Origin of the sequence: Pseudomonas sp. UC 17F4, from assembly GCF_900101695.1 — a bacterium.
Classification (GTDB): domain Bacteria; phylum Pseudomonadota; class Gammaproteobacteria; order Pseudomonadales; family Pseudomonadaceae; genus Aquipseudomonas.
The window spans coordinates 1,533,830-1,550,594 of the sequence record NZ_FNKV01000001.1 but is presented as its reverse complement, the minus strand read 5'-3'; the positions used below and the strand labels follow the sequence as shown (position 1 = coordinate 1,550,594).

Sequence of the window (16,765 nt, the reverse complement as noted above, 5' to 3'; positions counted from 1 at the left end):
GGCCAGGTAGCGTTGCCCTGGCCTTGACAACCGGGAGTAGCGCACCCCGATTCGATCTGGTAAGTTCGGCGGCTCGCAGTCGCAGGGCCGGCGGGCGCCGGAGATGGAGCAGCCTGCGCAATGGATTAGAAAAGTGAGAGGCGGTCTATTCATGTCCACCCTAGAAAAGCAAAAAACTCAGACCATGTACGGTGTCGAGCCCTATCAGGTAACCAAGGGTGAAGAGTACATGGGCGATCCCATGCGCAAGCACTTCGTCAAACTCCTGGGTGCCTGGAAGCAGGAGCTGATGACCAGTGTGGACCGGACTGTGGACCACATGAAGGACGAGGCGGCCAATTTCCCGGACCCCGCCGACCGCGCCAGCCAGGAAGAAGAATTTGCCCTTGAACTGCGCAACCGCGATCGCGAGCGCAAGCTGATCAAGAAAATCGACAAAACCCTGCAGAAGATCCAGGACGAAGAATACGGCTGGTGCGACGCCTGCGGCGTTGAAATCGGTCTTCGCCGACTGGAAGCCCGCCCTACCGCGGACCTGTGCTTTGACTGCAAGGAAATCGCGGAGAAGAAAGAAAAAACGGTCGGCAAAGGCTGATCCTTCTCCCATCCGAACGGGGCGCATCAGGCGCCCCGTTTCATTTTCATACCTGCTCGCCATGAACGACTCCCGCTACATCGGACGCTTCGCCCCCACGCCCAGTGGATTTCTGCACTTTGGTTCGCTGGTCGCGGCCCTGGCCTCGTGGCTGGATGCCCGGGCAGTCGGCGGCACCTGGCTGGTGCGCATGGAAGACATCGACCCGCCCCGCGAAGCTCCCGGCGCCCAGGCCGCCATTCTGCAAACCCTGGAAAGCTACGGCCTGGAATGGGACGGCGAGGTGGTCTACCAAAGCCAGCGCCACGCGGCCTATGCCGAAGTGCTCGAGCGCCTGTTCCGCCAGGGCCTGGCCTACGCCTGCACCTGCTCGCGCAAGCAACTCGAAGGCTACAACGGCGTTTACCCGGGCCTGTGCCGCAATGCCGCGCATGCCTGCGAAGGCGCCGCCATCCGCGTGCGGGTGCCGGAGCTGGCCTACCATTTCGATGACCGCGTGCAGGGCCGTTTCGAACAGCACCTGGGCCGTGAGGTGGGTGACTTTGTCATTCGCCGTCGCGATGGCCTGTACGCTTATCAACTGGCGGTGGTGCTTGATGATGCCTGGCAGGGTGTGACCGATATCGTGCGCGGCGCCGACCTGCTGGATAACACCCCGCGCCAGCTGTACCTGCAGGAACTGCTGGGCCTGTCGCAGCCGCGTTACCTGCACGTGCCGCTGATCGTGCAGCCTGACGGGCACAAGCTGGGCAAGTCCTACCGCTCGCCACCACTGGCCGCCGACCAGGCCACGCCCCTGCTGCTGCGCGCACTGCGCGCACTGGGGCAAAAGACCGAAGCAGGCATGGAGTACGGTACCCCGGGCGAAGTGCTGGCGCATGCCGCATTGCACTGGAACCCCGACGCCCTGCCCCGGTGCCTGAGCGTGCCCGAGGCCGATCTGCACTGATCCCTGGGGGGCCCGGCCCCACAGAAAGCCCAGTAAATTCAATTCTTTGGCAAAAACCCACAAGCCCGTTACCATCGCCGCAGCCATTTGCGCCAATAATAAGTCCAAGCCGCAGCGCCCTAACCTTTGAGGCCAGCATGTATATCTATCGTTTGGTCCTGCTTCTGGTCGTGGGGATCTACCTGTTCTCCCCGGCCATCATGGACTGGTGGATCGAGCCAACCGGAGCCTGGTATCGCCCTTACCTGCTCTGGCTGATCCTGATCGTCGTGACCTTTATCCTGCAGAGCCAACGTGATGCCGATGAGCTTTAGCCTGACCCAGATGATCCTGATCAGCGCCGCCTACCTGCTGGTGCTGTTCGGCGTGGCCTGGGTCAGCGAACGCGGGATGATCCCGCGCTCGATCATCCGCCACCCGCTGACCTACACCCTGTCGCTGGGCGTCTATGCCAGTGCCTGGGCCTTTTATGGCTCGGTGGGCCTGGCCTACCAATACGGCTACGGCTTTCTCGCCTGTTACCTGGGGGTGTCCGGGGCCTTTCTGCTGGCACCGGTGCTGCTGTACCCGATCCTGAAGATCACCCGCACTTACCAATTGTCGTCGCTGGCCGACCTGATCGCCTTCCGCTTTCGCAGTACCTGGGCCGGGGCGCTGACCACCATCTTCATGTTGATCGGCGTGCTGCCGCTGCTGGCCCTGCAGATCCAGGCGGTGGCCGACTCGATCAGCATTCTGACCGGCGAACCGGTCAAGGCGCGGGTCGCCTTTGCCTTTTGCGCATTGATCACCCTGTTCACCATTTTCTTCGGTTCGCGGCACATCGCTACCCGGGAGAAACACGAGGGCCTGGTGTTCGCCATTGCCTTCGAATCGGTGATCAAGCTGCTGGCCCTCGGCGGCATTGGCCTGTATGCGCTGTACGGCGTGTTTGGCGGCCCGCATGAGCTGGAAGTCTGGCTGCTGCAGAACCAGACCGCCCTCGCCGCCCTGCACACCCCCTTGCAGGAAGGCCCATGGCGCACGCTGCTGCTGGTGTTCTTCGCCTCGGCCATCGTCATGCCGCACATGTACCACATGGCCTTTACCGAAAACCTCAACCCGCGCTCGCTGGTCAGCGCCAGTTGGGGCCTGCCGCTGTTCCTGCTGCTGATGAGCCTGGCGGTGCCATTGATTCTCTGGGCCGGCCTGAAAATGGGCGCCAGCACCAGCCCGGAATACTTCACCCTGGGCCTGGGCATCGCCGCCAACAACCAGGCACTGGCGCTATTGGCCTATATCGGTGGGCTCTCGGCCTCCAGCGGGCTGATCATCGTCACCACCCTGGCGCTTTCGGGCATGGCCCTCAACCACCTGGTGCTGCCGCTGTACCAGCCACCGGCCGAGGGCAACATCTACCGCTGGCTGAAATGGACCCGGCGGGCGCTGATCGTCGCCATCATCGCCGCCGGTTTCGGCTTCTACCTGACCCTGGGCAGCCAGCAGGACCTGGCCAACCTCGGCATCGTCGCCTTCGTCGCCACCTTGCAGTTCCTGCCGGGCGTGCTCTCGGTGCTGTACTGGCCGACCGCCAACCGCCGCGGCTTCATTGCCGGCCTGCTGGCGGGGATCCTGGTGTGGATGGTGACCATGCTGTTGCCGCTGGTGGGCAACCTGCAAGGCTTCTACATCCCGCTGCTGAACATGATCTATGTGCTCGACGACACCAGTTGGCACATGGCTGCGATCGCCTCGCTGGCCGCCAACGTGCTGCTGTTTACCCTGATCTCGCTGTTCACCAACGCCAGCAGTGAAGAAGTCAGCGCCGCCGAGGCCTGCGCGGTGGATAACGTGCGCCGCCCGCAGCGCCGTGAGCTGCACGCGGCCTCGCCGCAGGAATTCGCCACGCAACTGGCCAAGCCGCTAGGTGCCAAGGCTGCGCAGAAGGAAGTGGAACAGGCCCTGCGCGACCTCTACCTGCCTTTCGACGAGCGCCGCCCGTATGCCCTGCGCCGCCTGCGCGACCGCATCGAGGCCAACCTGTCGGGGCTGATGGGCCCGAGTGTGGCCCAGGACATGGTCGAGACCTTCCTGCCCTACAAGTCCGGTAACGAAAACTACGTGACCGAAGACATCCACTTCATCGAAAGCCGCCTGGAAGACTACCACTCGCGCCTGACCGGCCTTGCCGCCGAGCTCGATGCCCTGCGCCGTTACCACCGCCAGACCCTGCAGGAGTTGCCGATGGGCGTCTGCTCGCTGGCCAAGGACCAGGAGATCCTGATGTGGAACAAGGCCATGGAAGAGCTCACCGGCATCCCCGCCAAGCGCGTGGTCGGCTCGCGCCTGACCACCATTGCCGACCCCTGGCGCGGCCTGCTTTTGGGCTTCATCAACGTGCCCGACGAACACTTGCACAAACAACGCCTGGGCCTCGATGGCCAGACCCGCTGGCTGAACCTGCACAAGGCGGCCATCGACGAGCCACTGGCACCGGGTAACAGCGGCCTGGTGCTGCTGGTTGAAGACCTCACCGAGACCCAGGCCCTGGAAGACAAGCTGGTGCACTCCGAGCGCCTGGCCAGCATCGGCCGCCTGGCTGCCGGGGTGGCCCACGAGATCGGCAACCCGGTCACCGGTATCGCCTGCCTTGCGCAGAACCTGCGCGAAGAGCGCGAAGAGGACGGCGAGATCACCGAGCTGAGCAGCCAGATCCTGGAGCAGACCAAACGCATCTCGCGCATCGTCCAGTCGCTGATGAGCTTTGCCCATGCCGGCAGCCACCAGCACAGCGACGAGCCGGTGTGCCTGGCCGAAGTGGCCCAGGACGCCATCGGTCTGCTGGCCTTGAACCGGCGCAATTTCGAAGTACAGTTCTTCAACCTGTGCGACCCGGACCACTGGGTCGAGGGCGACCCGCAACGCCTGGCCCAGGTGCTGATCAACCTGCTGTCCAACGCCCGCGACGCCTCCCCGCCCGGCAGTGCCGTGCGGGTCAAGAGCGAAGCCAGCGAGCATACCGTCGACCTGATCGTCGAGGACGAAGGCAGCGGCATCCCGAAAAACATCATGGATCGTCTGTTCGAACCCTTCTTCACCACCAAGGACCCGGGCGAAGGCACCGGACTGGGGCTTGCTCTGGTCTATTCCATCGTGGAAGAGCATTATGGACAAATCACCATCGACAGCCCGGCCGATAGCCAGAGCCAACGCGGCACCCGGATCCGAGTGACCCTGCCGCGCCATGTCGTAGCGACGTCCGCTGTGAACTGAGACCGTCGAGAGAATTGAATCAATGCCGCATATTCTGATCGTCGAAGACGAAACCATCATCCGCTCGGCGTTGCGCCGACTGCTCGAGCGCAACCAGTACCAGGTCAGCGAGGCCGGCTCGGTGCAGGAAGCCCAGGAACGCTTCAGCATTGCGACCTTCGACCTGATTGTCAGCGACCTGCGCCTGCCCGGCGCACCGGGCACCGAACTGATCAAGCTCGGCCAGGGCACGCCGGTGCTGATCATGACCAGCTACGCCAGCCTGCGCTCTGCCGTCGACTCGATGAAAATGGGCGCGGTGGACTACATCGCCAAGCCGTTCGATCACGACGAAATGCTCCAGGCCGTGGCGCGCATCCTGCGTGACCGGCAGAACGCGCCGGCCGCCCCGGCCGAGCGCGGCAACGGCAAGGCGGTGCCCGGCGACAAGGCGGCCAGCACTGCAGCCAACGGCGAGATCGGCATCATCGGTTCCTGCCCGCCGATGCAGGACCTGTACGGCAAGATCCGCAAGGTTGCGCCAACCGATTCCAATGTATTGATCCAGGGCGAGTCGGGTACCGGTAAAGAGCTGGTGGCCCGCGCCCTGCACAACCTCTCGCGGCGCGCCAAGGCGCCGATGATCTCGGTGAACTGCGCGGCGATTCCCGAGACCCTGATCGAATCGGAACTGTTCGGCCACGAGAAAGGCGCCTTTACCGGTGCCAGCGCCGGTCGTGCCGGCCTGGTCGAAGCCGCCGATGGCGGTACGCTGTTCCTCGACGAAATCGGCGAACTACCGCTCGAAGCCCAGGCCCGCCTGTTGCGCGTGCTGCAGGAAGGCGAGATTCGCCGGGTCGGCTCGGTGCAATCGCAAAAGGTCGATGTGCGCCTGATTGCCGCGACCCACCGCGACCTTAAGAACCTGGCCAAGGTCGGCCAGTTCCGCGAAGACCTTTACTACCGCCTGCACGTCATCGCCCTCAAGTTGCCCGCCCTGCGCGAGCGGGGCGCCGACGTCAACGAGATCGCCAATGCCTTCCTCGCTCGCCAGAGTGCGCGCGTGGGGCGTAACGACCTGCGCTTTGGCCACGACGCCGAGCAGGCGATCCGGCATTACTCCTGGCCAGGTAACGTGCGCGAGCTGGAAAACGCCGTGGAGCGTGCGGTAATCCTCTGCGAGAGCCCGGAAATTTCCGCCGACCTGCTGGGCATCGACATCGAACTGAGCGATCTGGAAGACGACGATCCGTTTGCCAGCCTGCCGGGTACCGGCAGCAATGCCAGCAACACCAGCCACGAGCCGACTGAAGACCTGTCGCTGGAGGACTACTTCCAGCATTTCGTCCTCGAGCACCAGGACCACATGACCGAGACCGAGCTTGCACGCAAACTCGGAGTCAGTCGCAAGTGCCTGTGGGAACGTCGTCAGCGCCTGGGTATCCCGCGGCGCAAGAGCGGGGCCACCAGCGAAGGCTGAGGCGTTTCAGCAGTTTTCGACGGTGGGCGGCGGTAACACTGTCACCTTGCGACAAACTGTTACCGCAGCACGAAGTCGTAACAAAAACCGGGGCTTACGGTAACGAAGCCCCGGTTTTTTTTCGCCCCGCGAACCCCGCAAAACCGCTCCAAGCCCTTGTTTTACTGGGCTTTGCAAAAGTTGGCACGGCACCTGCTATATGTTTGGTACAAGAACAATAACAAGCACTGCAAAAGACAATAAAAATAAGACGAATCGGCTCACGCACAATAAGAACAAGACGGCGGAGGCGCAGCTAACTGATTCTTTTGGAGAGGAGTTGTATTTGGGGCTTGCCCCACAACCAGGCAGAGAACAATAAAAACTGCACTCAAGCAGGGCCTGAACTGGTTGGATCGCATGATCATTGCAACCTCAGCGACCAAAGCAATCCGTTTGCTCTTGATCCCGGTTAGGGAGACCGCCCACAGCTTTTTTTGTGGGCAGGGCACTCAACAAAAACAAGAAGCCCGGCAAAAAAACAATAAGAGCACGCAACTACTTCTTGGGGAGCTTCGGCTCCCCTTGTAGTTTCTGCCGCCCCAGCCTGCCCGCGCGTCGTCCGACGCGACCGCCTACACCATCCACCGAGTAAATGCTAGAATCCCCGCCCATCATGCGGCCATTCTTCGTTTTTGGCCGAACATTCCTTCAAACAGTGCATCCCATGCTGAAGAAGCTGTTCCAGTCATTCCGTCCTACCGTGCGTGGCCAGCACCATATCCGCACCACGCCCGAAGTGATCAATAGTGGTCAACATTCGCTGCAACGTGGCCAGTTCAGCCGCCACGCGGTGAACATCGTCGAGCGCCTGCAAAACGCTGGCTACCAGGCCTACCTGGTCGGTGGCTGCGTACGCGACCAGCTCCTGGGCATCACCCCCAAGGACTTCGACGTCGCCACCAGCGCCACCCCTGAACAGGTCCGCGGCGAATTTCGTAACGCCCGTATCATCGGTCGCCGTTTCAAGCTGGTTCACATCCATTTCGGCCGTGAAATCATCGAAGTCGCCACCTTCCGCGCCAACCACCCGGAAAGCGAAGAAGAGAACAGCCACACCTCGTCGCGTAACGAGAGTGGGCGAATTTTGCGCGACAACGTCTACGGCACCCTGGAAGAAGACGCCCAACGCCGCGACTTCACCATCAACGCCCTGTATTACGATCCGGTCAGCGAGCGCATCCTCGACTACGCCAACGGCGTACACGACATCCGCAACCGCCTGATTCGCCTGATCGGCGACCCGACCCAGCGCTACCAGGAAGACCCGGTGCGCATGCTGCGTGCTGTGCGTTTCGCCGCCAAGCTCAACTTCGGTATCGAGAAGCACACCGTGCAGCCGATTCGCCAACTGGCACCGATGCTGCGCGAGATCCCGGCGGCGCGCCTGTTCGAAGAATCGCTCAAGCTGTTCCTCTCCGGGCAGGCTGCCGACACCTTTGAAATGCTCGTCGACCTGGAGTTGTTCAACCCGCTGTTCCCGGCCAGTGCCGAAGCGCTCGAAGAACACCCGACCTACACCCACACCCTGATCAGCCAGGCTTTGATCAACACCGACCTGCGTGTCAAGCAGGGCAAGCCGGTGACTCCGGCCTTCCTGTTCGCCGCGATGCTCTGGCCAGCCCTGCCGGGTCGCGCCCTGCGCCTGCAGAGCCGCGGCATGCCGCCGATCCCGGCGATGAACGAAGCCGCCCACGAGCTGATCGCCGAACAATGCCAGCGCATTGCGATCCCCAAGCGCTTCACCATGCCGATCCGCGAGATCTGGGACATGCAGGAGCGCCTGCCACGGCGCAGCGGCAAGCGTGCCGACCTGTTGCTCGACAACCCGCGTTTCCGCGCCGGTTACGACTTCCTGCTGCTGCGTGAAAGCGCGGGCGAAGAAACCGATGGCCTCGGCCAATGGTGGACTGACTACCAGGACTGCAACGACAGCGAGCGCCGCGACATGATTCGTGAGCTCGGCAGCCGTGACGAAGGCGCCGGTGCCGGCCCGCGCAAACGCAAGCGCAGCCCGAGCAAACGCAAGCGCGCCGACGGCGCTGCAGGCGAGTAACCGATGGTCCGCGCCTTCATTGGCCTGGGCAGCAACCTGGCCGATCCCGAGCAGCAATTGCGCAGCGCCGTCGAGGCGCTGGGGCAGTTGCATGAAAGCGCCCTGGCCGGGGTTTCGGCTTTCTACAGCAGCGAATCGCTATCGCCCGGGCAGCCGCGCTACACCAACGCCGTGGCAGCGCTGGATACCGCCCTCGCGCCGCTTGAGCTGCTCGATGCGCTGCAGGCCATTGAGGCCGATCAGGGCCGCGAGCGCAAAGAGCGCTGGGGCCCGCGCACCCTCGACCTGGATATCCTGCTGTACGGCGACCAGGTCATCGATGTGCCACGCCTGAAAGTGCCGCATTACCACATGCAGGCGCGACCGTTCGTCCTCTACCCGCTGGCCGAGCTGGTACCCGAAGACTTCTGCCTGGCCGATCAAAGGCCCCTGTCCCAATTACTGGCAGATTGCCCGTTCGTCGGCCTCGAGCGCCTGTAGCCGGGCGCTCCCCCAGCCGGTAACGCCCGTAACAGCGCATTAGTAACAATGCGGTAACAGGGTAATTGACTTCAGCCCCCTCGCTCACGACTATAGGCGTCCCGTGGCGCCCCGAGCGTCGCAAAAAGGCGTATATAGGCCTGGAACAGGTCGTAATTCAAACACCACGATCGATGATGTGCTGTTCCAGAAGATGAATACACGCGTTGTACGCAGTCGTTTTTCACAGCGCCTGAACGAGGATTCCTTTTCATGCCAGAAGTAACCCTGACCACCCTGCAGAGCCTCAAGGCCAAGGGTGAGAAAATAACCATGCTGACCTGCTACGACGCGACCTTTGCCCAGGCCGCCAGCCGTGCCGGCGTGGAAGTATTGCTGGTGGGTGACTCCCTGGGCATGGTCCTCCAGGGCCATGACAGCACCTTGCCAGTAACCAATGCCGAGATGGCCTATCACACTGCCTGCGTCAAACGCGGCAACGAAGGTGCGCTGATTCTTGCCGACCTGCCGTTCATGGCCTGCGCCACCACCGAGCAGGCATTCGCCAACAGCGGCGCGCTGATGCAAGCCGGCGCGCACATGGTCAAGGTCGAAGGCGCCGCCTGGCTGGCGGAGACCATCCGCCTGCTGGCCGAACGTGGCGTGCCGGTGTGCGCGCACATGGGCCTGACCCCGCAAACCGTGAACATCCTCGGTGGCTACAAGGTCCAGGGCCGCCAGGAAAACCAGGCCCGGCAGATGCGTGCCGACGCCATCGCCCTGGAGCAAGCCGGCGCGGCCATGTTGCTGCTCGAGTGCGTGCCGACCGAACTTGCCGCCGAAATCACCCAGGCGGTGAGCATTCCGGTCATCGGTATTGGTGCCGGTAGCGCCACCGACGGCCAGGTCCTGGTGCTGCACGACATGCTCGGCCTGTCGCTGACCGGCCGGGTACCGAAGTTCGTGAAGAACTTCATGGCCGGCCAGAGCGACATTCAAGGTGCGCTCAAGGCTTATGTAACCGCCGTCAAGGAAGTCAGCTTCCCCGCCAGCGAACACGGGTTCAGTGCATGAATACAGTCAAGACCGTCCTCGAACTGCGCGCCGCCGTGGCGCGGGCGCGCAGTGAGGGCAAACGCATCGGCTTCGTGCCGACCATGGGCAACCTGCACAGCGGCCATGCCGCGCTGGTGACCAAGGCCGCGCAACGGGTCGACTTCGTCGTCGCCAGCATCTTCGTCAACCCGCTGCAGTTCGGCCCCAGCGAAGACCTCGACAAGTACCCGCGGACCCTCGCCGCCGACCAGGAGAAACTGCTCCAGGCCGGCTGCCACCTGCTGTTCGCCCCCACTGTCGAAGAAATATACCCCGACGGCATGGCCGGGCAGACCCGGGTCAGCGTCCCGCAGCTGTCCGACGGGCTCTGTGGTGCCAGCCGTCCGGGCCATTTCGAAGGCGTGGCGACGGTGGTCAGCAAGCTGTTCAACATGGTCCAGCCGGACCTGGCGGTATTTGGCCAGAAAGACTTCCAGCAACTGGCGGTAATCCGCGCGCTGGTGCGCGACCTGAACATGCCGATCCAGATCATCGGCGAGCCGACCGTGCGCGCCGAAGACGGCCTGGCGCTGTCGTCGCGCAACGGCTACCTGAGCGACGAGCAGCGCGCCACGGCGCCAGCGCTGTATCGCCTGCTGAGCCAGATGGCCGCCGCCATCGAGCAAGGCGAACGCGACTACCCGGCGCTTATCGCCAACGGCCAGCAGCAACTGGCTGCAGCAGGCTTTCGCCCGGACTACCTGGAAGTCCGCCAGGCCCTGAGCCTGCGCCCGGCGACGCCTGAAGACCGCGATCTGGTGATCCTGGTAGCCGCCTTCCTCGGAGCTACCCGCCTGATCGACAACCTGCACCTGAACCTTGACGACAAGTAACCCGGTCGCCCGCTGAGCTGCCTCTCCCTGTAACGCAGGCTGCATGCCTATAATTGGCATCAGCCTGCAAACGGGGCGCTGTTTTCAGTGTCCAAGGCAGTTCACGCAATAAGGAAACCTGCAGCGATGGCGTATTACCGCACCCCTCATGATGTTACCGCCCTGCCCGCCTGGCAGGCGCTCCAGCAACACCGCGAAGCCATGCAGGACTTCAGCATGCGCGACGCATTCACTGCCGAGCCAAAGCGCTTCGAAGAATTCTCCCTGAGCACCTGCGGGCTGTTCCTCGACTACTCGAAAAACCTGATCAACGCCCAGACCCGCGAGCTGCTGGTGGGCCTGGCCAACGAGGTCGGTCTGCAAGAGGCCATCAAGGGCCTGTTCGCCGGCGAGATCCTTAACGCCTCCGAAGGCCGCCCGGCGCTACATACCGCCCTGCGCCGCCCGGTGGGCGACAAGCTGAGCGTCAACGGCGTCAACGTGATGCCCGAGGTGCACAAGGTCCTCAACCAGGTGACCGAGCTGGTTGGCCGCATCCATGATGGCCTGTGGCGCGGCTACAGCGAGAAGCCGATCACCGACGTGGTCAACATCGGCATCGGTGGCTCGTTCCTCGGCCCCGAGCTGGTCTCCGAAGCCCTGCTGCCTTACGCCCAGCGCGGCGTGCGCTGCCATTACCTGGCAAACATCGACGGCAGCGAGTTCCACGAGCTGTCGGCCAAGCTGCGCGCCGAAACCACGCTGTTCATCGTTTCGTCCAAGTCGTTCAACACCCTCGAAACACTGAAGAACGCCCAGACCGCCCGCGCCTGGTACCTGGCCCAGGGTGGCTCGGAAGCCGAGCTGTACAAGCACTTCATCGCTGTTTCCAGCAACAAGGCCGCCGCCGTGGCCTTCGGCATCCGTGAAGAAAACATTTTCCCGATGTGGGACTGGGTCGGCGGGCGTTACTCGCTGTGGTCAGCCATCGGCTTGCCGATTGCGCTGGCCATCGGTACCGCCAACTTCAAGGAACTGCTGTCCGGTGCCTACACCATGGACCAGCACTTCCAGAACGCGCCGTTCGAACAGAACATGCCGGTGCTGCTGGCCTTGCTCGGCGTGTGGTACGGCAACTTCTGGGGCGCGCAAAGCCACGCGATCCTGCCGTACGACCACTACCTGCGTAACATCACCAAGCACCTGCAACAGCTGGACATGGAATCCAACGGCAAGAGCGTCCGCCAGGACGGCACGCCGGTCAACCACGACACCGGCCCGGTCATCTGGGGCGGCGTGGGTTGCAACGGCCAGCATGCCTACCACCAGTTGCTGCACCAGGGCACCCAGCTGATTCCGGCCGACTTCATCGTCCCGGTGGTCAGCTTCAACCCGGTCGCCGACCATCACCAGTGGCTGTACGCCAACTGCCTGTCGCAGAGCCAGGCACTGATGCTGGGCAAGACCCGCAGCGAAGCCGAAGCCGAGCTGCGTGACAAAGGCATGGCCGAAGCCGAGATCCAGAAGCTGGCACCGCACAAGGTGATTCCGGGCAACCGCCCGAGCAATACCCTGGTGGTCGAGCGCATCAGCCCACGGCGTCTTGGCGCACTGGTGGCGATGTACGAGCACAAGGTATTCGTGCAAAGCGTCATCTGGGGTATCAACGCCTTCGACCAGTGGGGCGTGGAGCTGGGCAAGGAGCTCGGCAAGGGCGTCTACCAGCGCCTGACCGGCGGCATTGAAGAGCCTGCCGAAGACGCCTCGACCCAGGGCCTGATCAACTTCTTCCGCAGCCGTCACCGCGGTTGACCGCCCGCGCTGCCCCTGGCCGAACGAACACGGCCGGGGGCAGCGGCTACACTGTCCTGACAAAAACAATCCGTCAGAACAGGACCCCGCCATGTTCGATATCAGCGACTTTCCCCAAGCCGATGCCGTCAGCAGAGCGGCGCAACTGAGCCAGGCCGACTACCAGCGCCTGTACCGCCAGTCCATCGACGACCCGGATACCTTCTGGTGCGAACAGGCCAAGGCCCTGGACTGGATCAAGCCCTGGAGCCAGGTCCAGCAGAGCGACATGAAGACCGGCCAGGCCGCCTGGTTCAAGGGCGCGCAACTCAATGTCAGCTACAACTGCATCGATCGTCACCTGGCCACCCGGGGCGATCGACCGGCGATCATTCGCGAAGGCGACAACCCTGCCGACTCCAGCGTCATCACCTACCGCGAACTGCACCAGCAGGTCTGCCGCCTGGCCAACGTACTCAAGCAGCGCGGGGTGAAAAAAGGCGACCGGGTGTGCATCTACATGCCCATGGTCCCGGAGGCGGCCTACGCCATGCTCGCCTGCAGCCGTATTGGCGCCATTCACTCGGTGGTGTTCGGTGGCTTTTCGCCGGATGCCCTGCGTGACCGGATTCTCGACGCCGACTGTCGCACGCTGATCACCGCCGATGAAGGCGTGCGCGGCGGCAAGAGCGTGGCGCTGAAGCACAACGTCGACAAGGCCCTGCTCAGTTGCCCGGATGTCAGTACGGTGGTGGTGATCAAGCGTACTGGCGGCAAGATCGACTGGAGCGAAGGCCGCGATCTCTGGTACCACGAAGCGATCAAGCAGGTCAGCGATAACTGCCCACCCGAGCCGATGGACGCCGAAGACCCGCTGTTCATCCTCTATACCTCCGGCAGCACCGGCAAACCCAAGGGCGTACTGCACACCACCGCCGGCTACCTGCTGCAGGCAGCGCTGACCTTCAAGACCGTGTTCGATTACCGCGAGGGCGAGGTGTTCTGGTGCACCGCCGATGTCGGCTGGGTGACCGGCCACAGCTATATCGTCTACGGGCCGCTGGCCAACGGTGCAATTACCCTGATGTTCGAAGGCGTGCCCAACTACCCCGATGCCTCGCGCTTCTGGCAGGTGGTCGACAAGCACCAGGTCAATATCTTCTACACCGCGCCCACCGCCCTGCGCGCGCTGATGCGCGAAGGCCAGGGCCCGTTGGCGGGCACCTCGCGCAAGAGCCTGCGCCTGCTCGGCAGCGTCGGAGAGCCAATCAACCCGGAAGCCTGGGAATGGTACTTCGAGGCCGTAGGCGAAAAGCGCTGCCCGATCGTCGACACCTGGTGGCAGACCGAAACCGGCGGCATCATGATCAGCCCGCTGGTGGGCACCCGGCGAATCAAGCCCGGGTGCGCCACCCAGCCGCTGTTCGGCGTGCAACCGGTGTTGCTGGACGAAAAAGGCAAGCTGATCGAAGGCCCCGGCAGCGGCATGCTGGCGATCAAGGCCAGCTGGCCTGGGCAGATCCGCGGCGTGTACGGCGATCCCCAGCGGATGATCGATACCTACTTCAAGCCGCTGCCGGGCTATTACTTCACCGGCGACGGTGCGCGCCGCGACGCAGACGGCGACCTGTGGATAACCGGGCGCATCGATGACGTGATCAACGTCTCCGGGCACCGGATCGGCACCGCCGAGGTGGAAAGCGCTCTGGTACTGCACGACAGCATCGCCGAAGCGGCCGTTGTCGGGTACCCTCACGATCTCAAGGGCCAAGGCATCTATGCCTTTGTCACGCCCATGAACGGTGTGACCCCGGACGACAGCCTCAAGCAGCAGCTGCTGGCCCTGGTCAGCAAAGAGATTGGCAGCTTCGCCAAACCCGAGCTGATCCAGTGGGCGCCGGCACTGCCCAAGACCCGTTCGGGCAAGATCATGCGGCGTATCCTGCGCAAGATCGCCTGCAACGAGCTCGACAGCCTCGGCGATACCTCGACCCTGGCCGACCCGAGCGTGGTCCAGGGCCTGATCGACAAACGCCTGAACACTTAAGCGGCAGCGCTGATCGGCTGCCTTGAACACAAGGTAACCATGGAAGCGATTCGCCGCCGTATCGAAACCCAGGTAATGAGCCTGACCGGCTTGTCCCTGGGTCAGCTCGACCTGGAAAACCCCAAGGGCGACCCCGGCCTGTTCGGCCCGGACAGCCTCAGCTGGCGTGTGCACGGCGACTTCCCGAGCATGCTGATCGGCGGCATCAGTGCCCTGCTCCTGCAGTTGCTGCACCCGCTGGCGCTGGCTGGCGTATGGGATCATTCCAACTTTCGCCAGGACCTGCTCGGCCGCTTGCGCCGCACCAGCCAGTTCATCTCCGGCACCACCTTTGGTTCGAGCCGGGATGCCAACTGGCTGATCGAAAAAGTGCGCACCATTCACCTGCAGGTGGTCGGCAGCGCTGCCGATGGCCGGCCCTATGCCGCCAGCGACCCGGACCTGCTGACCTGGGTGCATGTGGCCGAGGTCAGCAGCTTTCTTGCCGCCCACATGCGCTACCGCAACCCGCAGATGCCGGTCACCGAACAGGACGCCTACTACGCCGAGATCGCCCTGATCGCCGAGCGCCTGGGCGCACGCAACGTGCCGCGCTCACGCCAGCAAATTGCCGACTACCTGCAGGCCATGCGCCCGCAACTGCTGTGCGACGCGCGCAGCCATGAAGTGGTGCAGGTGCTGCTCGACGCGCCGGCGCCCAGCCGCTTGGCGCAACCGGTCGGCGCCTTGATGCTGCGCGCCGGTATCGACCTGCTGCCGGAATGGGCCAGCGCGATGCTCGAGCTGGGCCAGAACCCGCTGCAACGCCGATTGATTCGCCTGGGCATCCACAGCACTGCTCCGGTGCTGCGCTGGGCCATGCGCGACGGCTCGGCCCATCGCGCCCGGCGACGTATGGGAATCGCCTGAGCGGTACGCCAATAGCCCTCGCCCGCTCATCTATGCCACCATGCCGGTCTATCCAGGCCCTGGGGCCTGAACCGTTCTGACGCCAAATCCAATAAGAGTGAGGACCCGCGCCATGCAAGATGTCGTAATCGTTGCCGCCACCCGTACTGCTGTCGGGAGCTACCAGGGGGCGCTGGCCAACATTCCTGCCGTCGACCTCGGCGCTGCGGTGATCCGCCAGTTGCTGACCCAGACCGGCATCGATGCCGAACTGGTCGATGAAGTCATCCTCGGCCAGGTACTGACCGCCGGTGCCGGGCAGAACCCGGCGCGTCAGGCCGCGATCAAGGCCGGCCTGCCCCACGCGGTACCGGCCATGACCCTGAACAAGGTCTGCGGCTCGGGCCTCAAGGCCCTGCACCTGGCGACCCAGGCAATTCGCTGCGGCGATGCCGAGGTGATCATCGCCGGCGGCCAGGAAAACATGAGCCTGGCCAACTACGTCATGCCGGGTGCCCGTACCGGCCTACGCATGGGCCACAGCACACTGATCGACAGCATGATCAGCGACGGCCTGTGGGATGCGTTCAACGACTACCACATGGGCATCACCGCCGAGAACCTGGTGGAAAAATACGGCATCAGCCGGGAAGAACAGGACGCCTTCGCCGCCGCCTCGCAGCAGAAAGCCGCCGCAGCCATCGAAGCCCGGCGCTTCGTCGACGAAATCACCCCGATCCTGATTCCGCAGCGCAAGGGCGAGCCGGTAGCCTTCGCCACCGACGAGCAACCCCGCGCCGGCACTACCGCCGAGTCGCTGGGCAAGCTCAAGCCGGCGTTCAAGAAAGACGGCACGGTAACAGCCGGTAACGCCTCGTCGCTCAACGACGGTGCGGCAGCGGTACTGCTGATGAGTGCGGCCAAGGCGCAACAGCTGGGCCTGCCGATCCTGGCGCGGATCAAGGCCTACGCCAACGCCGGGGTTGATCCGGCGATCATGGGCATCGGCCCGGTCAGCGCCACCCGCCGCTGCCTGGACAAGGCCGGCTGGCAGTTGAGCGACCTCGATCTGATCGAGGCCAACGAAGCCTTTGCCGCCCAGGCCCTGTCGGTGGGCAAGGAGCTGGGCTGGGACGCCAGCAAGGTCAACGTCAATGGCGGCGCGATTGCCCTGGGGCACCCGATTGGCGCCTCGGGTTGCCGGGTGCTGGTAACTTTGCTGCACGAAATGATCAAGCGTGACGTCAGCAAAGGCCTGGCGACCCTGTGCATCGGCGGTGGTCAGGGCGTGGCCCTGGCGATCGAGCGCTGATCACTGCGGGA

13 protein-coding genes are annotated in these 16,765 nt (G+C 63.7%); all 13 read left to right on the top strand.

Going from position 1 to position 16,765, the window contains the following annotated elements:
* Positions 1-151: 151 nt before the first annotated feature.
* The 13 genes from dksA (at position 152) to BLR26_RS07105 (ending at position 16,754) form a co-directional block, all read left to right on the top strand.
* Positions 152-595 carry an RNA polymerase-binding protein DksA gene (gene dksA, locus BLR26_RS07165; RefSeq protein WP_045199697.1) on the top strand — a complete coding sequence of 148 codons (444 nt, stop codon included), beginning with the start codon at positions 152-154 and terminating at the stop codon, positions 593-595.
* A 61-nt stretch (positions 596-656) separates the two neighbouring features.
* Complete coding sequence (gluQRS, locus tag BLR26_RS07160; RefSeq protein ID WP_093379345.1) at positions 657-1,544, top strand: tRNA glutamyl-Q(34) synthetase GluQRS; 888 nt, start codon at positions 657-659, stop codon at positions 1,542-1,544.
* A 137-nt stretch (positions 1,545-1,681) separates the two neighbouring features.
* Positions 1,682-1,858 carry a hypothetical protein gene (locus BLR26_RS07155; protein ID WP_003250005.1) on the top strand — a complete coding sequence of 59 codons (177 nt, stop codon included), beginning with the start codon at positions 1,682-1,684 and terminating at the stop codon, positions 1,856-1,858.
* A complete protein-coding gene (locus BLR26_RS07150; protein WP_176794212.1) occupies positions 1,842-4,796 on the top strand; it encodes a sensor histidine kinase in 2,955 nt (984 codons plus the stop codon). The genes BLR26_RS07155 and BLR26_RS07150 overlap by 17 nt, the downstream gene beginning before the upstream one ends.
* A 22-nt stretch (positions 4,797-4,818) precedes the next feature.
* On the top strand, positions 4,819-6,255 hold the full coding sequence (locus tag BLR26_RS07145) for a sigma-54-dependent transcriptional regulator (protein ID WP_045199702.1): 1,437 nt from the start codon (positions 4,819-4,821) through the stop codon (positions 6,253-6,255).
* A 706-nt stretch (positions 6,256-6,961) separates the two neighbouring features.
* Complete coding sequence (locus BLR26_RS07140; RefSeq protein WP_045199703.1) at positions 6,962-8,350, top strand: polynucleotide adenylyltransferase PcnB; 1,389 nt, start codon at positions 6,962-6,964, stop codon at positions 8,348-8,350.
* Positions 8,351-8,353: 3 nt separating this feature from the next.
* Entirely contained in the window at positions 8,354-8,830 is a 477-nt protein-coding gene (gene folK, locus BLR26_RS07135) for a 2-amino-4-hydroxy-6-hydroxymethyldihydropteridine diphosphokinase (protein WP_093379337.1), read from the top strand.
* A 252-nt stretch (positions 8,831-9,082) separates the two neighbouring features.
* Entirely contained in the window at positions 9,083-9,883 is an 801-nt protein-coding gene (panB, locus tag BLR26_RS07130; protein WP_045199705.1) for a 3-methyl-2-oxobutanoate hydroxymethyltransferase, read from the top strand.
* Entirely contained in the window at positions 9,880-10,737 is an 858-nt protein-coding gene (gene panC, locus BLR26_RS07125; RefSeq protein WP_093379332.1) for a pantoate--beta-alanine ligase, read from the top strand. Before panB ends, panC begins: the two co-directional genes overlap by 4 nt.
* 126 nt (positions 10,738-10,863) lie before the next feature.
* Positions 10,864-12,528: a glucose-6-phosphate isomerase gene (pgi, locus tag BLR26_RS07120; protein ID WP_093379327.1), complete on the top strand. Its 1,665-nt coding sequence runs from the start codon at positions 10,864-10,866 to the stop codon at positions 12,526-12,528.
* A 91-nt stretch (positions 12,529-12,619) separates the two neighbouring features.
* Positions 12,620-14,554, top strand: a complete 1,935-nt coding sequence (gene acs / locus BLR26_RS07115; RefSeq protein WP_093379323.1) for an acetate--CoA ligase — start codon at positions 12,620-12,622, stop codon at positions 14,552-14,554.
* A gap of 39 nt (positions 14,555-14,593) precedes the next feature.
* The gene (locus BLR26_RS07110; RefSeq protein ID WP_045199709.1) at positions 14,594-15,463 is read left to right on the top strand and encodes an oxygenase MpaB family protein; all 870 of its coding nucleotides are present in this window, start codon (positions 14,594-14,596) and stop codon (positions 15,461-15,463) included.
* Between the two features lie 112 nt (positions 15,464-15,575).
* Complete coding sequence (locus tag BLR26_RS07105; RefSeq protein ID WP_093379319.1) at positions 15,576-16,754, top strand: acetyl-CoA C-acetyltransferase; 1,179 nt, start codon at positions 15,576-15,578, stop codon at positions 16,752-16,754.
* The last annotated feature ends 11 nt before the right edge of the window (positions 16,755-16,765 follow it).

Coding starts and splice junctions, on each gene's coding strand:
- dksA (WP_045199697.1), top strand. CDS start 152: ATGTCCACCCTAGAAAAGCAAAAAACTCAGACCATGTACGGTGTCGAG.
- gluQRS (WP_093379345.1), top strand. CDS start 657: ATGAACGACTCCCGCTACATCGGACGCTTCGCCCCCACGCCCAGTGGA.
- BLR26_RS07155 (WP_003250005.1), top strand. CDS start 1,682: ATGTATATCTATCGTTTGGTCCTGCTTCTGGTCGTGGGGATCTACCTG.
- BLR26_RS07150 (WP_176794212.1), top strand. CDS start 1,842: ATGCCGATGAGCTTTAGCCTGACCCAGATGATCCTGATCAGCGCCGCC.
- BLR26_RS07145 (WP_045199702.1), top strand. CDS start 4,819: ATGCCGCATATTCTGATCGTCGAAGACGAAACCATCATCCGCTCGGCG.
- BLR26_RS07140 (WP_045199703.1), top strand. CDS start 6,962: ATGCTGAAGAAGCTGTTCCAGTCATTCCGTCCTACCGTGCGTGGCCAG.
- folK (WP_093379337.1), top strand. CDS start 8,354: ATGGTCCGCGCCTTCATTGGCCTGGGCAGCAACCTGGCCGATCCCGAG.
- panB (WP_045199705.1), top strand. CDS start 9,083: ATGCCAGAAGTAACCCTGACCACCCTGCAGAGCCTCAAGGCCAAGGGT.
- panC (WP_093379332.1), top strand. CDS start 9,880: ATGAATACAGTCAAGACCGTCCTCGAACTGCGCGCCGCCGTGGCGCGG.
- pgi (WP_093379327.1), top strand. CDS start 10,864: ATGGCGTATTACCGCACCCCTCATGATGTTACCGCCCTGCCCGCCTGG.
- acs (WP_093379323.1), top strand. CDS start 12,620: ATGTTCGATATCAGCGACTTTCCCCAAGCCGATGCCGTCAGCAGAGCG.
- BLR26_RS07110 (WP_045199709.1), top strand. CDS start 14,594: ATGGAAGCGATTCGCCGCCGTATCGAAACCCAGGTAATGAGCCTGACC.
- BLR26_RS07105 (WP_093379319.1), top strand. CDS start 15,576: ATGCAAGATGTCGTAATCGTTGCCGCCACCCGTACTGCTGTCGGGAGC.